Raw genomic sequence first — 24,765 nt, 5'->3', positions numbered from 1 at the left:
ATAATAATCAGATCTATCACTTTAAGAACAGACTTAAAATAGAAAAAAAAAGAAGGAACAAAGCTCACAGGTAAGCTTCGGTCACATAGTGACGCATCATCCTGTGGCTGTTGAAATAATAAGCGATCATCTCGATGGAATTGTTCATCAGGCTGACCCATTCGTCTCTCCTGCAATAGTACTTAGGGATCATTATGTATTCGAGTTTATTGTACAGGTCATCAAGCTCCATCTTCTCAATCTGTTCCAGGGTCTTATCAACCTCTGGTTTAGGGCCTATTGCAAAGCCGGTCATACCTTCCACGCATCCCTCGATCCACCAGCCATCGAGCACACTGAAGTTCACAACACCATTATGAGCTGCCTTCATACCACTTGTCCCTGATGCTTCCAGCGGTTTTCGGGGATTGTTCAGCCAGATATCCACACCTGAAACCATCTTCATGGCAAGGTCGATGTCATAGTTCTCAAGATAAGCTATCTTTATCTCACCTTTGAGCTCTTCCATATACTGGAATATCTTTTCAATGAATGCCTTTCCCATAGTATCGCGTGGATGCGCTTTTCCTGCGAATATCAACTGGATCTTCCCGGCCTCGTTGACCTTTCTCAATCTATCCAGTTCTGAGAAAATGAAGGTAGGTCTCTTGTACTCGGTGAAGCGTCTTGCAAAACCTATCGTCAGAGTATCATAGTCCAGACCTGCATTGGACCTGCTGTTCACATGGTCGATAAGCTCCTTCTTTGCAAGCATATGAGCATCCCATACCTCATTATCAGGTATGCTCTGAACCCTGACCAGAAGTTCCGGCTCATTAGCCCACCCCGGAATATACCTGTCATACAATTTCCTGAAATATGGACAGACCCAGGTATATGAATGTACACCGTTTGTTATAGATGATATCTCGTATCCCGGGAACATCTTCCTGGAAACATCCCTGTGTCTTTTTGCCACACCGTTGATGTAGTTGGAGAGATTCAAAGCAAGCAGGGTCATATTAAGTTCATATTCTCCCCCATACTGCTTTAGAGCATCCAGATCCACATCCTCATCCATTACATCAAGTACGAGGTCATGTGAGAATCTGTCATGGCCGCTCTCTATAGGAGTATGGGTAGTGAAGACACATTCCTCCCTTACCCTTTCAGGCTGCATGTTGTTCTGACGCAGCAGTTCAATGGCAAGGAGACTTGAATGACCTTCGTTCATATGATATTTGGTAATGGAACATCCAAGGCTGTTGAGCATCCTCACACCACCTATACCGAGCACCATTTCCTGTTTCAGACGATAAGACCTGTCCCCTCCGTAAAGACTATCCGTGATCATCCTGTCCTCTAAGGAATTGCCTTCAACATCAGTATCAAGGAAGATCACAGGTATCTTCGAACCTGTAAGGCTCTGGTGTTCATAGAGCCATGCCCTTATCCTGACATCCCTTTTCTGCATCCTTACCGTAATTTCGTAAGGCAGGAGATCCATATAATCCGAAGGGGACCACTCCTGATGATGTTCTGTCTGCCGGCCGGCCTCATCGACCTTCTGTAGAAAATATCCCTTTCTGTTAAGCAGGGTCACACCGATAAGGGGAAGACCAAGGTCTGCACTTGCCCTGATCGTGTCCCCGGCAAGGATACCAAGGCCACCACTATAAGTTGGCATCTCGTTCTTTAACCCGATCTCCATAGAGAAATAAGCGATCTTCCATCCCTTGTGACCAATTACCTTATGCATATTTTCCATGTTTGCCTGCACCTGTGCCCATGAATATCATTTGATATATAGAGAATTCTTTTGAAAATAAAAAGACCTTTTGATATTGATCAAACGGTATTTCCGGTCATTCCAGAAGTTCCAGATCCTTTATGGCTCCGTACCTTAACTATTCCTGTAGACCTCTGCAAGAAGAAACACTTCAAGACCCCAATCTTATGAGGAACATTCCGGTTCTTAATTATCGGCATGCAGAATACGAGTGAAAGCAACTGATTATCTCATTCTTCTTTTCTGATCGTGCCGGCTTCGCCGTACCCTCCGGGATGGTTTAAGAAATTCATGACTTCCGATCAGTCAAAATAATAGTTCACTGCAGCCTTGTATTTCTAATTGATCTGTAAATATCAGTGACAGACAATGATCAATGTTACCACCCGAAGCAGGCGACATATTCCTTCACCACAATCCTGAAGACCATTGAACTAATGCAGTTGTTTAAAGTTGCTGAGTTCAAAGTTGCAATTAACAGGATCTCTACAAAGCCGAAAAACCTGGAAATTATATTAGATGGGAAAAATGAATAAAAACAACAATAAAATCATCTGTTCTTCATCACAAAGTCCACAAAGCTTCCCGCAAACTCCCTGTAGGAACTCGCAACCAGATGAGCATAGCACCCCAGCGTATTATCAACCGTTAGCCCGTCCCAGCCATCGATTATTCCGGTTCCTCTGGAAAGTTTGATAGCGAACTTCGCATCCTTTGGTATGTTGGTTACCTCTGAGTGGTGGAACTCATGGCCCCGGAAGGAATTGCCTGTTTTGCCAATAACGGAATCCATTGCTAATGAACCGATATTGTAGCTGACCACACGTTTGTGACCCATGAGGGTATGTCCGGGTAGCGCGCCGACCATATCGTGGGTTGATTCAGGCATCTCTGCCATGTGGTGAGCTCCCTGTCCTTTCACTCCTGTGCTCAGTTTCTCGGTCAGGTACATCAGACCGCCGCACTCTGCATAGATGGGCATACCTGAACGCGAGGCATCAAGTACATCCTCACGCATGGAGACATTGTTCTCAAGTTCTGCGGCGAAAAGCTCGGGATAGCCGCCGCCAAGGTAGAGTCCGTCCACATCGGGTAGTTTGCTGTCGTGTATCGGACTGAAGTATTTTATCTCGGCTCCTGCCATCTCCAGCAGTTCGAGATTGTCATGATAATAGAAATTGAAGGCCTCATCAAGTGCAACACCAATGACCGGAGGCTCACCTTCAAGCTCACGTGGGGTAAAAACGGTCTTTGAAGGTCGTTCAAGTCCCGGAGCCGCATTTGCCATCTCAAGAAGGCGGTCGACCTGTATCCCTTCCTTGACAGTGTTCTTGATGAACTCGATACGTTCATCATAATTATCGGCACGGCGGCGTTCCTCTATTGCAGGAACAAGACCGAGATGCCTCATGGATATCTTCATTGAATTGTTGCGGCGGATAACACCAATAACAGGGATACCTGTATAGTGTTCGATAGCCTCGGTTGCCTTCTTTGTGTGTCTTGGACCACCAATGTTGTTGAGGATCACACCGACTATATTCACATCCTTGTCGAAGTCCTTGAAACCATTGACAAGAGCAGCAGCTGAACGGGTGATGCTCCTTGCATTCACGATAAGGATAACAGAGCATTTCAGGATCTTGGCTATCTGTGCGGTGCTGCCGGTATCCGTGAAGCTGTCAAAGCCCTCGTACAGGCCACGGACACCCTCGATGACAGCGATATCAGCATCCTCACCGACCTCTGCACCGTGGATGAAAACATCCCTGACACCCTCCTCATCCATAAGGAAACCATCTATATTACGAGCCCTGCGACCGGTTATCTCAGTGTAGTAACTGGGATCGATATAATCCAGACCCACCTTGTATGGCTGGACCTTGTAACCTGCTTCAGTAAGAGCCGCAAGCAGACCTATGGTGATCGTGGTCTTACCGGAGGATGAACTTCCAGCTGACAGGAGGATCCTTGGTATTTCCTTAGTGCCCATAGTTTCCATAGTTTCCTTAATCTCCTTCTTTTCCGGAACCGAGGAGTTTTCAGACATGATATCAGACCTTAACGTGTGAGTTCACGCAGTCTCTCATCTTCAAGTGATGATGGCAGTACGGAACTGTCGTTGGACATAATAGAGTGTGCAAGCTCGCGATAGACACCGGCAACTGAGGAATCTGGAGCCTTCTCAAGCACGGAGAAGCCATCCCTCTCACAATCCTGGACGATCTGTTCCTTTGGTATGAAAGCCATAAGCTTGCTGCCGATCTCCTCGGAGAACTTCCTCACGATCTCCTCTTCCCTTGTAACACTTCTTGAGTTACAGATAATGCCGGAGAGAGGTGTATCGATCTTGGCAAGTCCCTTGCAGATATTGTTAGCAGCATAGAGAGGCATGTACTCGCCGGATGTAAGGATGTAAGCCTCATTCACAAGTCCCTTGCGTATAGGTGCCACAAAACCACCACATACGATATCCCCCGGAACATCGTAGATGATCAGGTCCATATCATCAATGGACTTGCATACCTTCTTCAACTTCTGGATAGCAACGATGATACCGCGCCCTGCACAGCCGATACCTGGCTCAGGACCGCCTACCTCTACGCATTTCACGCCCTTGTAGCCTTCATGGACGATATCCTCTTCCTTTACCTCGATTTTCTGCCTGAGCAGGTCAAGGATGGTGGGTATCCTCTTGCCACCAAGTAGTGTGATGGATGAATCGCTCTTCGGATCACATCCGATGATCATAACCTTGTAACCTTCGTCGGCACAGGCTGCTGCAACATTGGAAGCTGTACTGGATTTTCCGATGCCGCCTTTACCATAGATGGCTATCCTTTTCTGTTCCATCAGGCTGCCTCCTCATTCAGCATGTCCTTTGCCACTTCACGCATTGTTGCACCGAACTCTGACTCGACTATATTGCTCACACCGAGTGTCTTTGGATGCAGATCGATCTCAACAATGACATTGGAATGTCCCATATCCTTGAGAGGGAAGACCTGTCTCGGACCGTTGGTCACTGAAATCACATCCATGTCCTTGAGATTGTCCATTGGTATCGCATGTGGTACTCCTGTGATAACAGCAAAGTCGAAGTCACTGTATTTCTCAGCGATGAGTTCACTTACCCTGTCACCTGCGATCGGGTACTCGTCCATACCACCAATCACCTCATGGATCGGTACTCCCTTCTCATTGAAGTCGTTCATGATACTGGTTGCATGGTGACGTACACGGGGAAGACCAAGTGTATCATCCACATTTGCCATGTTGATGACATTGTCTGCAACACCAAGTTGTGCAGCCACTTCATTGATAGCAACGGTGATGTCGGCGAACATGTAGCCGGTCTCCTTCTTGGCGTTCATGATGGTGAGGCATTTCTTGCCTTCTTTCAGGTAATTGATAACTTTCTCAGCGACCTTGTACTTCAGGTCACCACGTGAAGGAACAAGATATTCCTTGCTTGCTGCACCGTGACGTTTCTCGACATTTGTCGCTTCCTCAAGCAGGACCTTCTGTCTTTCGAGTTCCTCCTCATCGATGACACCTGCCTCACATGCAGATTCAAGTGCAATCAGCACACCTTTTGTGTTGTTAGGATATCCTGCGTGCACTTCCACCTCTATGACAGGAACATCAAGGTTAGCATCCTGAATAGGCTCACGGAGCTCCTCACCGATGATCATACTGGCACAGGTTCCAACGACACCGATAAGTTTCGGGTTGAACATCTCATTGGCCTTCTCCAGCAGGGAAGAAAGTTCATCACGCCCTCCGAAGACGAAACCATTCTCATCAAGGGCTGTTGTCACAACGTGTATCCCATCTTCCTCAAGCAGCCTTGCGTGTTTGAATGAGCAACCAGGCGGACCGTGGAGTATCGCAACATCAACATTCAGGTCACGCAATGTATATAACGCAGCCACGATGGAACTTGGCCGCGGGTGTATTATAGAAATATCGTTTTCTGCCATATGTATCCCGATATACTTCTTTGATTGTAGATTAGTTAGATTATTATAATTGTTTAATTTCGTAATAAATAGTATACTTAAAGTAAGTCCATTTTTCTGCACTATCTATTCCTTTATCATATAAAAGGACTGATCATAATAAAAGAATAAAGATAAAATAAGCATCATCATCTGAAACATTTCACGCATGAAAGGATAGTATCATCCTCAGATGAAAGCTTAAATGCCATTTCCAGTCCCTCTTCAAGTCCTGATGCATAAATGACATTTTCCTCAGATATTCCCTGCATCCTCTCACCCACAAGTATGATCATTTCCAGATCAGTACCACGTCTGCCAATGAACCCAGAAACATCCTCTGGTGGCAGACCCTCACATACCTGTGCAGCCTCCTCTCCAATTACCATGAACATCCTGCCAGAATTGACATTATCAGCACTTTTACTCAAAGCATAATCCAGTGCCTTTTCAACAGAGCGTATGTCCATGCCGGAATTGGAATTGTCGATAAGTACCCTGCCGGAAAGTTGCTTTTCCTGCATCCTTCCCTGCAAGCCTTCAAAGGAACTGACAACCGCAGATACATCATCTTTAGATACTCCCATCCTCAATGCCACTGAAGCTGAAACGGCGAAGGCTGTTGCGTATGAACCATAATTGTAATTTGGTGAAAGTACCGAACTGAAAAGCCCATCCTTATCCTTGAAAACAACCATATTATCCTCAAAATAAGCCTGAAGGTCAGCACTTATCTCCCCGGAATCACTGAATGTGAGATAATCCCTGTTATTCCCATCTGCCTTATCCAGTGCCTTCTCATCCCTGGCATTCAGGAAAAATACCTCTTTCGGCTTACCATAGGAGAGCACACTCATCTTTGAATCACTCGCATTGGAGGTCGATGCCGCTATCAGATAGTCCGGCTCCAGTGTAGTGATCACGCCAACATCTGCAAAGCCTGTCAAGCCTATCGATATCTCGAAGATGTAACAGGCTGCAACTACACCAAGTTCCTCCAGTTTGTCAATTCCAAGCAGTACACTTCCCGGTGCTATGCTAAAACCAAGATGCAGGACCCTTGAACTTCCATTCTCCCACAATTCCAGGCCTCTGGATGTGTGAAGTACGACCCTCTCCTTCATGGAGAGCATACCGGCAAGGAGGGATGCTGAACTTGTCTTTGCCTTGGAACCCGTGATCTCAATGACCTTAGCACCCCTGAGAGAGTCGGTCATTGCTAATATGTGACCCACCGCCATATGATGAGTGATTATCTCGATGCCTTTTTCCCTTGCATCTGCAAGCATGGGATATTCAGGACCCAGATGGGCAGGACTTACTATAAGGTCAAAGTCATCAACGCCTATTGCTTCCTTTGAAGTCCGTATGTCATTCTCTGAACAAAGTCGAGATAGAACATCCTCGTCCACCGTCCTGTAGACATCGACCGCAGTTACGTTAAAACCAAGACCTGAGAACTTCTCAGCGATAATGATACCTGCATGTGTAAGGTCAAGGACTGCAATATTGCTATGATCGAACATGTTATCCATATGAATTAGAACAAAAAGAGAAAAAGCAGGTTAAAGGCTAAAAGAAAGAATGAAGAGAATAGGGAACGATTTCCCTGATCTACTTACTTTCCATCGTCTTCTTCATCATCCTTGTAACTGTCAGAGCCCTGCATTGCAGCGTAGATGGATTCGATACCATCAAGCCATTCTGCAACAAGGCCATAAGGAACCTCTTCCATGACCTTCTCTGAGAGTTCCTTTCCACTGAGGACAAGAGCACCGATCTCAGCGATCGTGCCAAGTGCGATCTCAATGTCTTCTGAGGATTCTGCTTCAAGGGCAACCTTTACGAGATCACCGATCTCATCTTTCTCGTCATAATCCCCGGATATGTATGCTTCACATGCTGCAAAGCTTCCCATAAGCGATGTCTGAAGAGAGACTATCATAAGGTCCGCATCCTCAGAGATGCTGTCGATCTCAGCAAGTGCGATATCCCTTATATCTCCGATGTATTCCAGAGCGGATTCCTGTGGGATCTGTTCCCTCTCGTACTTGGCGATGATCTTCAGGCATGCAAGGATTATGTCATCTTCCATGTTTACGAAGATAGCACCTTCCTTTCCCTGTGGTTCATCGGATTCCTCTAACTTGAAATCACTTTCTGTTATCTGTTTGATCCAGTTGTTCCAGCGTTCTGCTGTATAAAAATCATAATGAAATGATTCACCTGCCTTCCCTGCCATTCAATTACCTCTATTGATATATGATCATAAGTTTGATATCTATGCGATAGTTTTCTTATCTTTACGAATTGCTTTTTTATATAAAAGTTGTTCGCAAGGGAACTATAGTTTAAGTTCAACCTTCTTCAATGAACATCCGTGAACCAGTTCCTCATCCATTGGACCGATCACCTTTACAACTGTGCACTTGTCCCCTTCTTTAAGGCCTTCAGGGTACAGGATGTCATAGACACTGTCATCGAACTCCTCACATTCCGGAAGTTGATAGCTTATCTTTGAACCTTCTACAGCCTTGCGTGATTCGATCGCTGCAAGGATAGGTGAACTCTCGACCTCTACGGTCAATACCCCGCCCTCATGGATGAAACAATTGTGGACCGTATCTCCCCTGATCTTCGCAACACGGTACCTGCGGCCCGGGTCAAGGTTCAGGCATGTCCGCTTCAGCTTGCATTTGCCACATTCGCGGGCTTCTCCCATGAATATGAAATCTTCGCCTTCCTTTGCAAGTCTTGAGCCGATAAGTGTAATTGTAGTGTTGGTTTCTGTCATATGGATCACCTTGATATTTGAAATTACAGATATGATATTATGATAAGTAAGGGAATGGTCATGAAATAACTTTTGTCAGTCGTGCGACCTTCTCTGCTGCTTCCGGGGTCAGGCCCGCCCCGAGTACCGTATATCTCTCCGGACGTATCTCATGTGCAACAAGAAGCGCCTCTAATATATACTTATCTTCGATCCCCAGTTCTTCAGCTGTGGTGGGTGCACCGATGATCTCCAGGCACTCCTTTATCTTCTTCCAGTCGCCACCATGCAGGTACATCATCATGATAGTCCCCACGCCACACTGCTCACCATGCAGGGCCGAGCCGGGAGAAAGCATATCAAGAGCATGACTGAACATGTGTTCGGAACCTGATGCAGGTCTTGAGGAACCTGCGATGCTCATGGCAACACCACTGGAAACAAGGGCCTTGACAACTATCCTCACCGAACTTTCAAGTTCGGGTTTGATGTCTTCCGGGGAGTCCATCAGTATCTGTGCCGTCATTCTGGAAAGAGCTGCGGCGTATTCACTGAAAGGCTCGTTCCTTAACCTGTGGGCCAGTTCCCAGTCCAGTACCGCAGTATAATTGGATATAATATCACCGCATCCGGCAGCAAGCAGGCGATAAGGTGCACTGGAAATGATCTGTGTATCTGCTATCACTGCCATTGGGGCATTCACCTCTACAGAGGATTTCCTGCCTTTATCATGTATCGATGCCCTTGAGGAAACTATACCATCATGTGAAGCAGCCGTTGGCATACTTATGAATGGAAGACTGAGCTGTGTGGCTGCAAGTTTTGCCACGTCTATGGATTTTCCACTCCCGACACCCAGGAGGTATTCGGAGTTTGCAGCCCTGGCCTCAGCGACCACTCTACGGACATCCTCCATGGATGCCTCGTTAGATACTATGATACCCGGTTCACAACCACTATCTTCAAGGAGGTCGAACACAACATCTCCTGCTATCCTTCGGGTGTTCTGACCGGTGACTATGAAAGCACCCTCTTTGAGTTTCAGGTCATCGCAGACATCCTTCACGTCATAGATGACATCAGGACCCACAACAACATCTCTTGGTAACTGCATCCATTTCTTTTTGCCTTTTGCCGGGATCACTTATATACCTGCCAAAAACTGAATATTAATTGATATTGAATGATAGGGGATGATCATACCAGACCATATCAAATGATGAAAAGGCCATGGTCCATACCCTATCGAACACCATGCTGATGACGAGCCTTTTTGAAGAGAAGGCTGCTGATAGGAGTATACTGATTCGGAACTCTCTCGTCGAGTTCCGCTTTTCCAATAAACCTATTAAGTGTTAGTTGTATTAGGATATTCCTATATTATATTACTGCTGTGATCATGATGCCATTGATAGATAAACTCACCGAATTCATAAACAATTATTACATAGACCCCATACTTCACGATAGTGGCTACAATATCGTAAATACCGTAACATGGGCCATATTGCTCGGAATCTGTATATTCGGCGTTGTCAAGCTACTGAGAAAACTGGACATCAATATCGATGACAGGCTTACTGCAGCAATAGTTCCCTTTGTCCTTGCAGGTTCATCCCTGAGGGTCATAGAGGATACGGGAATAATAACTGCTCCGGCAAGTTACATTTTCATTACCCCAAACATCTATTTTTTCGTGTTCGCAATAACGATGTTCTTCCTGGTGCTATCAAAATGGATAGTGAGGTTAAAGGGAAGCGGAGATTACCTTAAGACCTTTGCATATTTCGGACTTGCATGGTTCGTCGTGAACCTCATGGTATTGTTCTACCTTGAGGATCTGGTCCTTCCATGGTTGCCGGTCTTTGTAATTGGTGCAGCAAGCGTTATACTTCTGCTTATGAAGTACCTCTTTGACCACATCGGTCTGGACCTGCTAAAAAGTAAGATCAACATGGCAATCCTCTGGGTGCACCTGATGGACGCATCATCGACCATCGCAGGGATCGATCTCCTTGGATATTATGAGAAACATGTGGTTCCGGCATATCTTATCGAACTCACAGGTACTGCACTTGTCATGTATCCGTTAAAACTATCTATATTCATTCCGGTATTATATATAATGGATAATCATTTTGACGAGGACGGGGAATCAGAGACACTGAAGACCTTCCTGAAACTGGTAATCATAGTCCTTGGATTATCACCTGCATGCAGGAACACGATCAGGATGGCACTCGGAGTATGAGCCATGCACGATGAGAACACAAAAGAGAGATTCCGGACCTATATCAATGAGTTGAAACCCTTTGTTCTGGTCAGCTTCATACTATTTTTAATATCAAGTATTGCAGGTTACGTCTATTATGCTATGGACCCTTCGCTTTCACTGGAATCACTCGGAGGGCTGGAAGAACTTGCAGAGATGCTTGAAGGACTTTCAGCCATAGAGATAATGCTGTTCATCTTTGCGAACAATGCCATCAAGATGTTCTTCTCAATACTACTGGGCTTCATCCTTGGCATAGTCCCATTCGGATTCCTTATCCTGAACGGGTTTGTCCTTGGTATCTTTGCACATTACATGACCGTCGAGAACGGGGCATTGTTCGTAATAGCAGGTCTGACACCCCATGGAATTATTGAGATCCCAATGCTTATCATATCATCTGCTGTGGGAATGAAGATAGGATACACTGCCTTGCAGGCACTCCGTTCGGAACCTGTTGACCTTAAGGAAGAGATAATAAAAGGGATCAAGTTCTACCTGCACTGGCTTTTCCCACTAATATTACTTGCAGCAATAATAGAGACTTTCATAACACCGCTAATAATCTATCTGGTAACAGGTATTTAGATCACCGCTTACTTTCAGCGTAAACAGGTTTATAAACAGTAAATACAATGTCTGGGCAAAATCGAGGGCAAATAATGATAGACAGAAAAGAGATCGCAGAGATCATTGAAGATTATGACATGGATAAGGTCAAGATAGGCGCTGTGGCATCACATTCAGCACTTGATGTCTTTGACGGCGCGATCGAAGAGGACTTCAGGACATTTGCTGTATGTCAGCAGGGACGCGAGAAGACCTATACGGATTATTTCAAAGCACAGAGAGACAGCAATGGCAAGATCGTCCGTGGTATCGTGGACGAGCACATAATGCTGGACAAGTTCAGTCAGACAACCTCACAGGAAGTCCAGAAGAAGCTGGTCGAAGAGAATGTACTTTTCATCCCTAACCGTTCTTTCACATCATACTGTGGTATCGATGAAGTGGAGAACGATTTCAAGGTGCCTCTTGTAGGAAGCAGGAACATGCTCCGTAGCGAGGAGAGAGGTATAGACCAGGATTACTACTGGCTCCTTGAGAAGGCAGGACTGCCATTCCCTGAAAGGATCGCTGACCCACAGGACATCGAGGAACTTGTGATGGTAAAGCTCCCTCACGCAGTAAAGAAACTGGAAAGGGGTTTCTTCACAGCAGGAACCTATGAGGAGTACCAGCAGAAGGCCCAGTCCCTGCTTAAACAGGGTGTTATCACACAGGATGCACTTGATAACGCAAGGATAGAGCGCTATGTGATCGGTCCGGTGTTCAACTTCGACATGTTCTACTCACCTGTCGAGACAGAGATGAACAAGCTTGAGATACTTGGTATCGACTGGCGCTTTGAGACAAGTCTGGACGGACATGTACGTCTGCCTGCACCACAGCAGATGACACTTGCAGAACACCAGCTCACACCTGAATACACCGTATGTGGTCATAACTCCGCAACACTCAGGGAATCACTCCTTGAGAAGGTATTCGAGCTTTCCGAGAAATACATCAAGGCTGCAGAGAAACACTATGACCCTGGTGTCATCGGTCCGTTCTGCCTCCAGACATGTGTCGACAAGGACCTGAACTTCTACATATATGATGTAGCACCACGTGTCGGTGGAGGAACAAATGTCCACATGTCAGTTGGTCACCCATACGGAAACACCATATGGAGAAAGCCAATGAGCACGGGTCGCCGTGTTGCTTTCGAGATAAGAAGGGCAATCGAGACAGACCAGCTCGACAAGATCATTACATAAAGAAAACTATTTTACCATAATGTTCGGGTCAGACCCGAACATTCCTCTTTATTCACAACCGCAAATTAATAACAGCACTCGAATAATAGTCTTTTTATATAATGTAGTGAATAATACATACTACATGCATATAGGCAGGACATCTACCGGTATAAAAGAGCTGGATGACATACTGCAGGGCGGTTATCCTTCTCAGCAGGGCATCCTCATCACAGGACCGCCAGGTTCAGGTAAGTCCTTGCTTGCAACTCATTTTCTCTACCAGTCTTGCAAAGACGGGAAAAAGTGCATGCTCATGTTAACACATGTCAATGTGGAAAGTTTTCTCGAACAGTCACTTAGTATCGGCATCGATTTTCAGGCCTGCATAGACAAAGGAACACTACTTATCACAAAGTCCTTTGAGACCAGAACTAACAGGATACACAATGCTGCAAGGCATGGAAGCGGAATCGGATTTATGGAAAAGGATTGTGTAGAGAACGTACAGGAAATACCGGATGATGTAGATATCGTGGTACTGGACAATCTTGACATGCTCTCACTTTACCACTCTACAGAAGAATTCGCTGATAAGTTCTTTACAATAAACGACATCCTCTATGCTAAGAAATGCACCACACTTTTTATAATGGGACATGAAGACGCAGATGCAAAGAACAGCATCGCAGAGCATACTGCATTTGGGACCATAGAACTTGACATGGAACGTGACCCCATATCCAAGAGAGGCATCCGTCAGATGTACATCCCTAAAATGAGATGTACTTCCCTAACACTGGAACCTCTTAACTTCAAGATAACAAAAAGCGGCATCATAATCGAGAAGCTATTCCTGCGGGATGACATTATCAACGATGCACTTGATGCTATATTGTGATCCTGCAAGTACACACGATCACTAGTGTTATTGCCCATCATAGTAAGCTATATACATTATTAAAGGAATTAGGCATGGTTTGCCATACCAACAGGTATTTGCATTTTCTGGTCGTTCGAAATCATTTAAATATGATTAATCGAATGATAGACCAAAACCTAAACAGATAATATATTAGAACTTATACTGAACTTATTACACTTCTAAAACATTGCCCAACCGGGAGGGAAATCAAAAATTGAGTCAACCTAGTGTTAATATCGGCATGGTAGGTCATGTCGACCACGGAAAAACCACACTTGTCAGCGCACTGTCAGGAGTATGGACAGATACACATAGCGAAGAGATGAAGCGTGGTATATCTATCAGGCTGGGATACGCCGACACCACTTTCAGGAAATGCCCTGACTGCCCAGAACCCCAGTGCTACACCGTTTCAGATAAATGCGAAGGATGTGGCAAACCATCTGAAGAACTAAGGACCGTATCCTTTGTAGATGCGCCTGGCCACGAGACCTTGATGGCAACCATGCTGTCCGGTGCAGCTATTATGGACGGCGCCGTCCTTGTGATCGCAGCGAACGAGACATGCCCGCAGCCACAGACAAAGGAACACCTGATGGCATTGAATATTATCGGCATTAAGAACCTCGTTATCGTCCAGAACAAGATCGACCTTGTTTCCAGGGAGCAGGTCATCGAGCACTACCATCAGATCAAGGAATTCGTGAAGGGAACTGTTGCTGAGGATGCACCTATCGTACCGATCTCAGCTCAGCAGAACATCAACATCGATGCTCTGATCATGACAATAGAAGAGATGATCAAGTCACCTGCACACAAGATCGACAAACCACCGCACATGCTTATTGCAAGGTCCTTCGATATCAACAAACCAGGAACACCTATCGAGAAGATAACCGGTGGTGTCATTGGAGGAACACTCACAGAAGGCGTTCTGCACCCTGGTGATGAACTTGAGGTCAGACCCGGAAGAAAGGTAGAGAGCGACGGAGCCACCAGATGGGTTCCAATAAAGACAAGGGTCTCACTGATCGTTGCCGGTAAGGACCAGGTTGAGGAAGCAACACCAGGAGGATTGCTTGCCGTTGGTACCACCCTTGATCCTACACTTACAAAGAGTGATACACTTACAGGACAGGTTGCAGGTATCCCTGATACTTTACCACCTACACGCGATGACCTCAAACTGGAGCTTCACCTGCTCAAGAGGGTTGTCGGTGTCTCTGACGAAGAAGAGATCGACCCTATAAAGACCAGTGAACCACTGATGCTGAACGTAGGTACAGCGACAACTGTTGGTGTAGTGACCAGTGCACGTAAGGATATAGCAGAGGTCAAGTTGAAGAGACCTGTATGTGCAGAGAGCGGATCTACGGTCGCTATAAGCAGACGCGTAGGCTCACGCTGGAGACTTATTGGTGTAGGAGTTATCGAGGATTGAAGGTAATTATTGATACCAACGCACTGATGATACCTGTTCAGTTCAATGTCGATATCTTCGAGGAATTGAAAAGGCTGGGCTATGATGAACATCTTGTCCCTACAGCCGTGATAAATGAACTGGACAGACTGATAAGAACTCTCAAAGGAGCTGACAGGACAGCTGCAAAGGTTGCACGGGCAATGGCAGAAAGATGTGAGGTCATCGAAGCACAGGGACATGCCGATGATGTGATCCTTGACCTTGCAACGAACCTTGCAGCATCTGTGCTCACAAATGATACAGGACTTCGCAGGAGACTTGAGGAAAAGGAAGTTCCGGTCATATGTCTGAGGCAGAAGAACAGGCTCGAGATAGTATCATAGATCAGTTTAAAACCATATAAGTTGTAAAACTAATTAAATAACTATAATATAATTTCAAAGGATCATTGGAGTCATTCATATGTATAAGAAGATGAAGCTTGCCGATACAATCAGAGTTGCACCTGATCTTTTAGGTGAGGATGTTAACCAGAATGTCAAGAATGCCCTGAAAAGGAAACTTGAAGGCAGGATCGACAAGGAGATCGGGGCTATCGTTGCTATCACACAGATAGATGAGATCGGAGAGGGCCATATTCTGGTCGGTGATGGTGCTGTATATTACGATGCGAAATTCCAGGCTATCGTATTTGTGCCAACCATTCAGGAAGTAATTGAAGGTGAGGTTGTGGAGACTGTGGATTTCGGTGCTTTCGTAAGCATTGGAGCTATGGACGGACTTCTTCACGTGAGCCAGGTAACTGATGATTTCATGTCATATGACGGAAAGAACGGAAGACTTGTGAGCAAAGGTGGTGGCAGGTCACTTTCCGAAGGCGACAAGGTCAGAGCCCGTATCGTTGCGGTAAGTATCAATGAGAGGGAACCAAGGGAAAGTAAGATCGGACTTACAATGCGTCAGCATTCCCTGGGCAAGATCGAATGGCTCGATGAAGCCAGAAGGCCAACTGCAGAAAAAGATGCAGAATAAAGATAATATCGGAGAGATCAGATGAGTGAACAGGTTTGCCGGGAATGCCACAGAATAATCAATGGACAGACATGCCCGATCTGTGGTTCAAGCAATCTCAGTGCTGACTGGAGCGGCATGGTAATAATCATAGACCCTGAGCGTTCAGAGATAGCAAAGAAGATGGACGTAAAGGTTGCAGATAAATATGCATTGAAGGTGCGCTAATTGGGCCTTCACTTAACATTACCAGATACACTGCGCCCACGTTTTCGTGAGATATTCGGACGTCTTTACAAAGGTAAGGGCGACGATACCATAGTAAAACTTTCAGAAGACCTGGGTACCCCCACAAAACTTATATCCGTGGGTGATGTTACTACCTTCCACTTGCTCAATCTTGGAATAATACCGGACATCCTTATAGTGGATGACCGTACTAAACGCGGACCGGCATCAGACCGGGTCGTAGTGGGCACCAGATATGAAGGATTCACCGAAATATCCGTTGACAATCCAGCAGGGGTCATAACCGAGGATCTGATAGACGCAGTAGGAAATGCGTTAAAAGCAGATGAAAATGTCAGGATATTTGTGCGCGGCGAGGAGGACCTTGCAGCTGTGCCTGCGATACTTATGGCACCGGAAGGGTCAGCTGTTCTCTATGGACAGCCGGACGAAGGTGTTGTACTTGTTAAGATAACATTAGATAAAAAGGAACAAATGAAGGACCTGTTGACTGAGATACTCAATGGACAGGACCATGCTACAGAACAAATAGAAGCTATTCGGAGGAAACTGGATGGATATCATAATCACTAAAGATAAGAATAATGCGCTCCTCAACAGGCGCGAATTGAACCTCACCGTCAACTTTGAGGGTGCTACACCATCAAGGAATGATGTGAAAGACAAACTTGCAGCTATGCTCACAGTACCACTGGGACTTGTGATCGTTCAGAACATGGAGAACGAGTTCGGTAAGCAGGAACTCAAGGTCTACGTCAAGATCTATGAGGACGAAGCACGCATGAAACAGGTTGAAGAAGCATACGTCCTTGAAAGGAACAAGCTCCCTGAGCCAGAGGTCGTCGAGGAAGAAGAGGCACCTGCAGAGGAAGCAGCTGAAGAGACAACAGAGGAATGATCATGGCAGCTAAAGATTACTACAAGGTAAGCGGCGATTCCATCGAGCGCACACACCAGTCCTGCCCACGCTGTGGAGAGGGCGTTTTCCTCGCAGAGCACAAGGACAGGCGTGCATGCGGCAAGTGCGGCTACACAGAGTTCAAGAAATAATCATTTTTCTACAACCCGTATGGGTTGTCTTCTTTTCTATTTTTACTGATTTTATGTTCGTTGTTACTGAGTAGTGACATCCTTATTCAGTTCACATGTAACTTCATAGCTGAAGAAGTATCCTTCAACGAAAAGGTAGTAATTTCTCATAAAATATAATATTTTTATTATACAGATTACTCCGGCACATTGAAAATATTTGCATCTACTGATACTTATTTTGGGCCAAAATAATCCGAAAGGTTTATTAGTGGAGACTTTGTTTGCATATATTAGCTAATTTACAAACATTAATGATTGTATTTGATAATTAGCATTAATTAAAAGCAAATAAACTAATTATAATTCAATACACAAATTAGCAATTAAACAACAAATCGAATCAGTAAAAGGGTGGTCAAATGAGTTACGTTTATGCAGCCGTCATAGGCATACTGACAGGTATCTTCATATTTGGGTTAAAGACCGGAGTAGGATGTGGATTCTCTACAGTCAGGAAAAAAGATGTTCTGATACTTGCAAGCGGTTATTTCCTCATATCCATAATACTTGGAAGTCTGGTGGAAATGGTGGACCAGTCATATCTGGAAGGCATAGCGAACCTTGGAATGACACTGCACGTATTCATAGCACTTGTTCTGATTGGAGCAGGGATATACACCCAAAAGAAATGGAACTGTGGACATGATGTCTCAAAAAGGACCTTCCTTGTGATATCGGTCCCCTGTCCCGTATGTCTTACAGCTCTTTTTGTGTCCTGTATGATACTGGCCTCAACACTTGAAGTAAGTGGCTGGAAGGTAGGTATTCTGGTAGGACTTGTTTTCTTCATATCAGTGATATCATCCACATGGGTCTTCAGAAAAATGAAAAGAACACCTGAGGACCTTGGAACAGCGATGATGTTCCTGGGGATATTCTACCTTCTCGGAGCAATGATAGTCCCTGCATACATCAAAGCAAAGAAGCTCAACCTTGCACTGAACAGCGGAGGAGAGCTCGAGCTGATCCCACTGTTGATATTCACTGCATTTATAATCGGGGGATACGCCCTCAATAACATAAGAGGTCAATAAAAATGGATGCAACATCTTCGTTGTTTGGTATATTGTATACATTCTCTTCATCACTACTGTATCCGGTAGTGATATGTCTGATATTGATAGTGGTATTCTCTCTGATGCTTATCGGAGAGTTCCTTTCTGAATATGCAAAAAGACATCGTGATGTCAGGAACCTTGAACTCTGTTGCAGCGAGGTCAGAGAATATACAGGTTCACAGGAATACGGAAGGGCTGCAGGCTCACTGCGTAACATAAAGCAGAACTTCATGGTAACAAATTTTGCAACAGCAGCTGCAGACCATCTTGAGAAGAATATGATCCCTGCCATTGAATGGCTGTCACAGGAATACGAGATAAGGATGGCCAAGAGACTTGAGCAGACCAGGATCGTAGCTACCATCTCACCTATGCTCGGACTTATGGGAACTCTTATCCCACTCGGACCTGCACTTATCGGCCTTTCACAGGGTAATATCGAGCAACTTGCAAATAACCTGATGATAGCCTTTGCTACAACGGTCATCGGACTGTTCGCAGGAAGTATCGGTTACGTGCTTACACAGATAAGGAAAAGATGGTACTGGCAGGATATGGCCGATATAGACTATATCCTCGACACCCTGGAGGTAGGGGAGTGAAAAGGAGAAGGTTCAGACGAACAGGACTCATCAATAATGAGGACGAGCAGAACCCCCTGACCGGGGTTGCCAACCTTTTTGACATTGCAATGGTCTTCTCCGTGGCACTCCTTGTAGCTCTGGTGATGTCGTACCAGATGCCGGAACTTCTCAGTCCTACAGAGGATATAACCCTGGTCAAGAACCCGGGGCAGAAGGATATGCAGATAATCATCAAGGAACAGGGTAAACCCATTGAGGTCCTGAACATGACAGACCAGATCGGTGGTGGGTCTGGAGAGGCACTTGGTACTGCTTACAAACTTGCTGACGGAAGGGTGGTTTACGTTCCTGAAGAAGAAGATGGAGGTAATACAACTTCCGGTTAATTTTTTTGCGTTTTCGATTCAAGTTTGCTTGTGTTAAAACAACTTGACTTAACATTGTGGTTGGTGGATAGGAAATCTGATAAAATAAGATGGTGGAGCATTTCGGTACAGCCTGCAAGCAAAGTAACCGAAATGCTGCACGTTATCGAGGGATAACATGCAAAATAAGAGAATAATGACATTGTTCATAAGTGTATTGTTGTTACTGTCACTAACAACAGTAGCAACGGCAGAAGAAAATGATTATTATCTGGTAGCAAATACGACCAGTGATGCAGACGGGAATTTTGTATTTGAGGATATTCCGAATGGAGAATACCTACTGTACTCTGTCAACCAATCATACTCAAAAAAGTATGATGAGTGGAGATGGTACAATGGAATGATCGAGATAAATGTGGACAGTGCAGATATCAATGATATTGAACTCCAAGTGTTCAGCAGCTCTGATATTGACCAGAACAAAGTACTGGCATACCTTGACCAATCATCAATTTCAGGAACAACTTACCTCTATGCAATGAGCACATATTACTACAAAGTAAGTGATCTGGTACTGGTAGACAAACAAACAGATGAACTTGTAGCTAACACTACATCCGATATTAATGGTAATTTTACTTTTGAAGAAATTCCGAATGGAGAGTATCTACTGTACTCTGTCAATCAGTCATACTCGAAAAAGTATGATGAATGGAGATGGTACAATGGAATGATCGAGATAAATGTGGACAGTGCAGATATCAATGATATTGAAATCCAGGTGTCCAGCAGCTCTGATATCGACCAGAACGAAGTACTGGCATACCTTGACCAATCATCAATTTCAGGAACAACTTATCTCTATGCAATGAGCACATATTACTACAAAATAAGTGATCTGGTACTAGTAGATAAACAAACAGATGAACTTGTAGCTAACACTACATCCGATATTAATGGTAATTTTACTTTTGAAGATATTCCGAATGGAGAGTATCTACTGTACTCTGTCAATCAGTCATACTCGAAAAAGTATGATGAATGGAGATGGTACAATGGAATGATCGAGATAACTGTGGACAGTGCAGATATCAATGATATTGAACTCCAGGTGTCCAGCAGCTCTGATATCGACCAGAACGAAGTACTGGCATACCTTGACCAATCATCAATTTCAGGAACAACTTATCTCTATGCAATGAGCACATATTACTACAAAGTAAGTGATCTGGTCTTATTGAAACAAAAAGGAACTGTAGAGGTAAGTAATGCTCCACATCTGAACGTTTCTATCATAACAGGATATTCATCCTACAAGGAAGAACTCGCTAATTTTACACAGAGAATTAACTCAAACCCGGATTATAACATTACAGTCAGTTATTATATTACAGATAATATACCGGAAGATCTTGACCTCAACAACACAGATATTATATATTCCATAATGGTCGCCTCAGAATCTGCATCAAAATTTGAAGAACAGGTTCAGAATGCTATCGATAATGGAGCATTGGTTATTGGGGATAATACGGAACTGCCTGAAAGTAATTATACAATTCCATCAGATTGTGATGATAAAGAAGATTTCAAAGCTGATCTTTATGAGTACTGGTCGGGAACTGCCATAGATGATACAAACCTTGACAATCTCATCTTCTATCTGGCAAAAGAATACTACGGACGTGATGACCTTACAGTTGAAAGTGCTGTATATGTACCTGCTGCTATATACCACCCTGCAATAACAGATAGAGTTCCTGAGTACATGATGCTTGATGCTGGAGAGTACTTTGAGTGGTATGCTAACAGGACAGATGGACATGCATTTGATGAAAATGCTCCAACTGTAGCCATTACATTCTATCGTTCATACTATCTGGACGATATTGATTCAATTGATAAACTCATAGATAGCTTTGAAGATAAAGGAACCAATGTAATTGCCTGCTATGGGGATAAAAATACTGATATTGATAGTTTCTTGAACTACAGTGAAGAGACAAAGGTAGATGTTGTAGTTTCTTTCAACTTCCTTGGTAATTATTTTGACATGGAAGAACTTGATGTACCTGTAATGAGTGCTGTTCTGAATACGGCCATGAATATTTCGGAATGGGAGAGCTCAAATGTCCCGCTACCAGCTGCCAACATGAACAGACTCTACCGACCTGAAGGTGAAGCTGTCATTGATCTTATCATGATCGGAGCCTTAGAAACCATTCAGGTTGCCAATACTACTACAGAAGCATATATTGCCGTGGATGAACAGGTTGACTGGCTTACAGATCGTGCAATTGCACAGGCGAATCTTGGTCTGGAAAATGAATCTGACAAGAAGGTTGTCATCATCTACTACAACCATGGTGGTGGAAAGGACAACATCGGTGCATCATATCTTGAGGCCATGCCCAGTATCGTGAACCTTCTTGAAGGGATGGAAACTGAAGGATATGACATCAACAGCAACCTCATTCCAAACAAAACAGAACTTGTAGACCTTATCGTCCATCAGGGGAGAAATATAGGAACGTGGGCTCCCGGAGAACTTGAGACAATGGTGGAAACGGGAGAGGTGGAACTCATTCCTGAAAGTATCTACCTTTCATGGTTCTACGAGCTCCCTGAGGAGAGAAGGGACGAGGTCACAGAGATGTGGGGCGAGGCACCTGGCGAGATCATGGTCTATACGGATGAGAATGAAGACAGGTTCATCGTCATCCCGAAGATAAGCATCAGTGACAATGTGATCCTTGCACCACAGCCAACAAGAGGATGGTTGCAGGATAAGGAGGTGCTTTATCACGACACAGAACTTCCACCACACCACCAGTACATTGCATTCTACCTCTGGTTACAGCATGAATTCGATGCTGATGTCATGGTGAACATGGGAAGACACGGAACTGTAGAATGGCTTCCTGGAAAGGAATTCGGCCTTCTGGCAGAGGAGTGGCCTGCAATTATGACAGGGGACATACCTGTGATCTATCCTTACGTAATGGATGGATTGGGAGAAGGACTACAGGCAAAACGCAGAGGTAACGCAGTAATGATCGACCACCTGATACCTCCGGTCGTATCTGCTGGCCTATATGGTGATTATGCGACACTTAGCAGCGAGATCACCTCATACAGGACATCAGTTGCAGAAGATGAGTACAAGCAGGTACATTTCTATGAGATCGTCAACCTTACGATTGAACTTGGACTTGATGACAAGGTGAACATGAGCCTGGCAGAGAGTAACGAGACAATTGATAGTTTCCTTGAGGAAGTGGATGACGTACTTACAGATCTTAAGAGTCTTTCCATGCCATACGGGCTGCACGTACTTGGAGAAGCTCCAGAAGGAGAAGAGCTTGTAGGAATGGTCAACTCCATGATGGGAGATGACTTCTCAGAACTTATTGAAACGTACAATGCATCCGATAATGCGTCAAACGACCTGTTAACTCTTGTATTGCTTGAGAACATGTCCACCACAGAAGCCCAGATACAGATACTTGGAACTTCAACTGCAGAAATTGGCGAAGAACTTAACACGTCCATAAGCTACGCAGAATTACTTGGAGAGGCTGACAATGAAGTACAACAGGTCCTCAATGCAATGGACGGTGAATACATCGAAGGTAACCTTGGCGGTGACCCTGTACAGAAGCCGGAAACATTACCTTCAGGAAGGAACTTCTACTCCTTTGATGAAGACCTGATACCCTCAAAAGCAGCATGGGACAATGCCGTTGAACTCATTGATGTGTGGCTTGCAGAATACTATGCTGAGAACGGAGAATATCCAACAAAGGTGGGATACATTCTCTGGGCTGGTGAAACAACACGCCACGAAGGTGTCATGGAATCACAGATACTCTACCTGATGGGCATAAAGCCAGTATGGGATGATGGAGAAGTTGCAGGACTGGTTGCATTGAATTCCTCCGAGCTTGGAAGACCACGTGTTGATGTGCTCATACAGATATCAGGTCTTTACAGGGATACTTTCCCCGGAAAGATCAAACTTCTCGATCAAGCTGTAAGACTTGCCTACGAACAGGAAGAGACCGCAGATTGTCCTAACTATGTCAAACAGAATACTGATGACCTTAAATCCATTTACGATGGATCAATAGAAAATGAGACTCTGTCGCTTGATGTTGCACAGTTCAGCATATTCGGGCCAGCACCTGGTGCCTATGGAACCGGAATGGCAAATGCAGCTTCAACCAACGAGAATAGCACCGAACTTGCGGAACTTTACATAAACAGGATGTGTTACATCTACGGAGAGAATATCTGGGGACAGACCATCGGGGAATACATCAGGCTCCAGACAGGAGAGGATATCGAGATAGAGAATACTGTCATCTTTGAGAATGCATTGAATGGAACAGATGTGATCGTCCACAGCAGAAGTTCCAGTACATATGGTGCTACAAATACCGATGACTTCTACCAATACGTATCGGGATTGGCCAATGCCATAAAAGAGCTAACTGGAGAGATGCCCGAGATCCTCATTGCGAACCTTGAGAATCCGGATGACCTTACGATGGAGGACCTCAAGACATATCTTGAAAATGAACTGTACACAGTATTCAGTGATGTGAACATCGAAGGCTGGATGGAACATGGGTATGAAGGCTCCAGGATGATGATGGAATTCGTTGAGAATCTCTGGGGAATAGAGGTTTTAACACCTGATCTTGTTACAGATGACATGTGGGACAAGGTCTATGACAAATTTGTAGCGGATAGCGAAGTATCCGAATGGATGAAAGAGGTCAATCCTCATGCATATGGATCAATAACCGGAAGACTAATCGATGTCGTCCGTACAGGTCACTGGACCCCATCAGATGAAGTTCTTGAGATCCTTGTGAACGAATACCTGGATACTGTGATAGAACACGGTGTTACCTGCTGCCATCACACATGTGGTAATCCTCTTCTTGATGAGTTCATTCAGAGTCTTATTGACTCTGAAAGGATAGATGTCTCAAAGGATAAAATGGACGATTATAATGTGATCATGGCTGAAGTAAGAGGTACCGGATCCACTGATGATGATACCTCCACACAGGATGTGAAAACTACAAGCGTCAGTAGCAGTTCCAGTAAAACCGGAACCGAACTGAACGTTGTCGAGAACAATGGAGGCAACCAGACCACCTATAGCAACACAGGAGCCGGAGATATGCTGGAAGAAGAAGCATCAATGCGTTCATCTGTTGAAGATAGTTATGTTGAAGGATATGAGATGACAAAGGAAACTGTTTCTGCCACTACGGAAAGCAACAGTCCTTCTATATCAGGTTCTGATATCCTCGCATCCGTATTTGTACTGGCTTTACTGGGGGCAATATACGTAGGATTCTGGAAGAGAAGACAATTCTGAAAAGACAAATTTGGGCGCTTTTCTTTTTGCGCCTTTTCAAATTATGA

Annotated in this window: 23 protein-coding genes; 15 read left to right on the top strand and 8 right to left on the bottom strand. The window is 44.7% G+C overall.

Annotation, left to right across the window (positions count from 1 at the left end; all coding sequences use genetic code 11):
- Positions 1-64: 64 nt before the first annotated feature.
- From glgP to V7O63_RS06505, 8 genes are all read right to left on the bottom strand, one after another.
- Complete coding sequence (gene glgP, locus V7O63_RS06540) at positions 65-1,747, bottom strand: alpha-glucan family phosphorylase (RefSeq protein ID WP_340820699.1); 1,683 nt, start codon at positions 1,745-1,747, stop codon at positions 65-67.
- Positions 1,748-2,318: 571 nt separating this feature from the next.
- Entirely contained in the window at positions 2,319-3,770 is a 1,452-nt protein-coding gene (cfbB, locus tag V7O63_RS06535) for a Ni-sirohydrochlorin a,c-diamide synthase (RefSeq protein WP_340820812.1), read from the bottom strand.
- Between the two features lie 59 nt (positions 3,771-3,829).
- Entirely contained in the window at positions 3,830-4,624 is a 795-nt protein-coding gene (gene cfbC / locus V7O63_RS06530; RefSeq protein ID WP_340820811.1) for a Ni-sirohydrochlorin a,c-diamide reductive cyclase ATP-dependent reductase subunit, read from the bottom strand.
- Entirely contained in the window at positions 4,621-5,751 is a 1,131-nt protein-coding gene (cfbD, locus tag V7O63_RS06525; RefSeq protein WP_340820698.1) for a Ni-sirohydrochlorin a,c-diamide reductive cyclase catalytic subunit, read from the bottom strand. Before cfbD ends, cfbC begins: the two co-directional genes overlap by 4 nt.
- A gap of 167 nt (positions 5,752-5,918) precedes the next feature.
- Positions 5,919-7,295, bottom strand: coding sequence for a coenzyme F430 synthase (gene cfbE / locus V7O63_RS06520; RefSeq protein WP_340820697.1), 1,377 nt, complete (start codon positions 7,293-7,295; stop codon positions 5,919-5,921).
- A 92-nt stretch (positions 7,296-7,387) separates the two neighbouring features.
- On the bottom strand, positions 7,388-8,011 hold the full coding sequence (locus V7O63_RS06515) for a DUF2150 family protein (RefSeq protein ID WP_340820696.1): 624 nt from the start codon (positions 8,009-8,011) through the stop codon (positions 7,388-7,390).
- Positions 8,012-8,113: 102 nt separating this feature from the next.
- Positions 8,114-8,563, bottom strand: a complete 450-nt coding sequence (locus tag V7O63_RS06510; protein WP_340820695.1) for a UPF0179 family protein — start codon at positions 8,561-8,563, stop codon at positions 8,114-8,116.
- Between the two features lie 58 nt (positions 8,564-8,621).
- Complete coding sequence (locus V7O63_RS06505; protein ID WP_340820694.1) at positions 8,622-9,686, bottom strand: NAD(P)-dependent glycerol-1-phosphate dehydrogenase; 1,065 nt, start codon at positions 9,684-9,686, stop codon at positions 8,622-8,624.
- 258 nt (positions 9,687-9,944) lie between these two features.
- Between V7O63_RS06505 and V7O63_RS06500 the strand changes: the two genes are divergently transcribed.
- The 15 genes from V7O63_RS06500 (at position 9,945) to cobN (ending at position 24,718) form a co-directional block, all read left to right on the top strand.
- A complete protein-coding gene (locus V7O63_RS06500; RefSeq protein ID WP_340820693.1) occupies positions 9,945-10,793 on the top strand; it encodes a DUF63 family protein in 849 nt (282 codons plus the stop codon).
- 3 nt (positions 10,794-10,796) lie between these two features.
- Positions 10,797-11,402, top strand: a complete 606-nt coding sequence (locus V7O63_RS06495) for a stage II sporulation protein M (RefSeq protein WP_340820692.1) — start codon at positions 10,797-10,799, stop codon at positions 11,400-11,402.
- 74 nt (positions 11,403-11,476) lie between these two features.
- Positions 11,477-12,634, top strand: a complete 1,158-nt coding sequence (locus tag V7O63_RS06490) for a formate--phosphoribosylaminoimidazolecarboxamide ligase family protein (RefSeq protein ID WP_340820691.1) — start codon at positions 11,477-11,479, stop codon at positions 12,632-12,634.
- 124 nt (positions 12,635-12,758) lie between these two features.
- A complete protein-coding gene (locus V7O63_RS06485) occupies positions 12,759-13,514 on the top strand; it encodes an ATPase domain-containing protein (RefSeq protein ID WP_340820690.1) in 756 nt (251 codons plus the stop codon).
- 238 nt (positions 13,515-13,752) lie between these two features.
- Positions 13,753-14,979, top strand: a complete 1,227-nt coding sequence (locus V7O63_RS06480; RefSeq protein ID WP_340820689.1) for a translation initiation factor IF-2 subunit gamma — start codon at positions 13,753-13,755, stop codon at positions 14,977-14,979.
- Positions 14,976-15,344 (top strand): PIN domain-containing protein, encoded by a 369-nt coding sequence (locus V7O63_RS06475; RefSeq protein WP_340820688.1) that lies wholly within the window; start codon positions 14,976-14,978, stop codon positions 15,342-15,344. Before V7O63_RS06480 ends, V7O63_RS06475 begins: the two co-directional genes overlap by 4 nt.
- 79 nt (positions 15,345-15,423) lie before the next feature.
- A complete protein-coding gene (locus tag V7O63_RS06470) occupies positions 15,424-15,993 on the top strand; it encodes a DNA-directed RNA polymerase (protein ID WP_340820687.1) in 570 nt (189 codons plus the stop codon).
- Between the two features lie 21 nt (positions 15,994-16,014).
- Positions 16,015-16,200, top strand: a complete 186-nt coding sequence (gene spt4, locus V7O63_RS06465; protein ID WP_091936300.1) for a transcription elongation factor subunit Spt4 — start codon at positions 16,015-16,017, stop codon at positions 16,198-16,200.
- Positions 16,201-16,794, top strand: a complete 594-nt coding sequence (locus V7O63_RS06460; RefSeq protein WP_340820686.1) for a GTP-dependent dephospho-CoA kinase family protein — start codon at positions 16,201-16,203, stop codon at positions 16,792-16,794.
- On the top strand, positions 16,775-17,119 hold the full coding sequence (locus V7O63_RS06455; protein WP_340820685.1) for a 30S ribosomal protein S24e: 345 nt from the start codon (positions 16,775-16,777) through the stop codon (positions 17,117-17,119). Before V7O63_RS06460 ends, V7O63_RS06455 begins: the two co-directional genes overlap by 20 nt.
- A gap of 2 nt (positions 17,120-17,121) precedes the next feature.
- Positions 17,122-17,271: a 30S ribosomal protein S27ae gene (locus V7O63_RS06450; RefSeq protein WP_340820684.1), complete on the top strand. Its 150-nt coding sequence runs from the start codon at positions 17,122-17,124 to the stop codon at positions 17,269-17,271.
- A 401-nt stretch (positions 17,272-17,672) separates the two neighbouring features.
- Positions 17,673-18,347, top strand: a complete 675-nt coding sequence (locus tag V7O63_RS06445; RefSeq protein WP_340820683.1) for a DUF2162 domain-containing protein — start codon at positions 17,673-17,675, stop codon at positions 18,345-18,347.
- A gap of 2 nt (positions 18,348-18,349) precedes the next feature.
- Positions 18,350-18,973, top strand: a complete 624-nt coding sequence (locus V7O63_RS06440; protein ID WP_340820682.1) for a MotA/TolQ/ExbB proton channel family protein — start codon at positions 18,350-18,352, stop codon at positions 18,971-18,973.
- Positions 18,970-19,341 (top strand): DUF2149 domain-containing protein, encoded by a 372-nt coding sequence (locus V7O63_RS06435; RefSeq protein WP_340820681.1) that lies wholly within the window; start codon positions 18,970-18,972, stop codon positions 19,339-19,341. The genes V7O63_RS06440 and V7O63_RS06435 overlap by 4 nt, the downstream gene beginning before the upstream one ends.
- Before the next feature lie 157 nt (positions 19,342-19,498).
- Positions 19,499-24,718: a cobaltochelatase subunit CobN gene (cobN, locus tag V7O63_RS06430; RefSeq protein ID WP_340820680.1), complete on the top strand. Its 5,220-nt coding sequence runs from the start codon at positions 19,499-19,501 to the stop codon at positions 24,716-24,718.
- Positions 24,719-24,765 lie beyond the last annotated feature (47 nt).

It is taken from the genome of Methanolobus sp. WCC4, assembly GCF_038022665.1.
Lineage (GTDB): Archaea > Halobacteriota > Methanosarcinia > Methanosarcinales > Methanosarcinaceae > Methanolobus.
This window is presented reverse-complemented; position numbering and strand designations above follow the sequence as displayed.

Coding starts and splice junctions, on each gene's coding strand:
- glgP (WP_340820699.1), bottom strand. CDS start 1,747: ATGGAAAATATGCATAAGGTAATTGGTCACAAGGGATGGAAGATCGCT.
- cfbB (WP_340820812.1), bottom strand. CDS start 3,770: ATGGAAACTATGGGCACTAAGGAAATACCAAGGATCCTCCTGTCAGCT.
- cfbD (WP_340820698.1), bottom strand. CDS start 5,751: ATGGCAGAAAACGATATTTCTATAATACACCCGCGGCCAAGTTCCATC.
- cfbE (WP_340820697.1), bottom strand. CDS start 7,295: ATGTTCGATCATAGCAATATTGCAGTCCTTGACCTTACACATGCAGGT.
- V7O63_RS06515 (WP_340820696.1), bottom strand. CDS start 8,011: ATGGCAGGGAAGGCAGGTGAATCATTTCATTATGATTTTTATACAGCA.
- V7O63_RS06510 (WP_340820695.1), bottom strand. CDS start 8,563: ATGACAGAAACCAACACTACAATTACACTTATCGGCTCAAGACTTGCA.
- V7O63_RS06500 (WP_340820693.1), top strand. CDS start 9,945: ATGCCATTGATAGATAAACTCACCGAATTCATAAACAATTATTACATA.
- V7O63_RS06495 (WP_340820692.1), top strand. CDS start 10,797: ATGCACGATGAGAACACAAAAGAGAGATTCCGGACCTATATCAATGAG.
- V7O63_RS06490 (WP_340820691.1), top strand. CDS start 11,477: ATGATAGACAGAAAAGAGATCGCAGAGATCATTGAAGATTATGACATG.
- V7O63_RS06485 (WP_340820690.1), top strand. CDS start 12,759: ATGCATATAGGCAGGACATCTACCGGTATAAAAGAGCTGGATGACATA.
- V7O63_RS06470 (WP_340820687.1), top strand. CDS start 15,424: ATGTATAAGAAGATGAAGCTTGCCGATACAATCAGAGTTGCACCTGAT.
- spt4 (WP_091936300.1), top strand. CDS start 16,015: ATGAGTGAACAGGTTTGCCGGGAATGCCACAGAATAATCAATGGACAG.
- V7O63_RS06455 (WP_340820685.1), top strand. CDS start 16,775: ATGGATATCATAATCACTAAAGATAAGAATAATGCGCTCCTCAACAGG.
- V7O63_RS06450 (WP_340820684.1), top strand. CDS start 17,122: ATGGCAGCTAAAGATTACTACAAGGTAAGCGGCGATTCCATCGAGCGC.
- V7O63_RS06445 (WP_340820683.1), top strand. CDS start 17,673: ATGAGTTACGTTTATGCAGCCGTCATAGGCATACTGACAGGTATCTTC.
- V7O63_RS06440 (WP_340820682.1), top strand. CDS start 18,350: ATGGATGCAACATCTTCGTTGTTTGGTATATTGTATACATTCTCTTCA.
- cobN (WP_340820680.1), top strand. CDS start 19,499: ATGCAAAATAAGAGAATAATGACATTGTTCATAAGTGTATTGTTGTTA.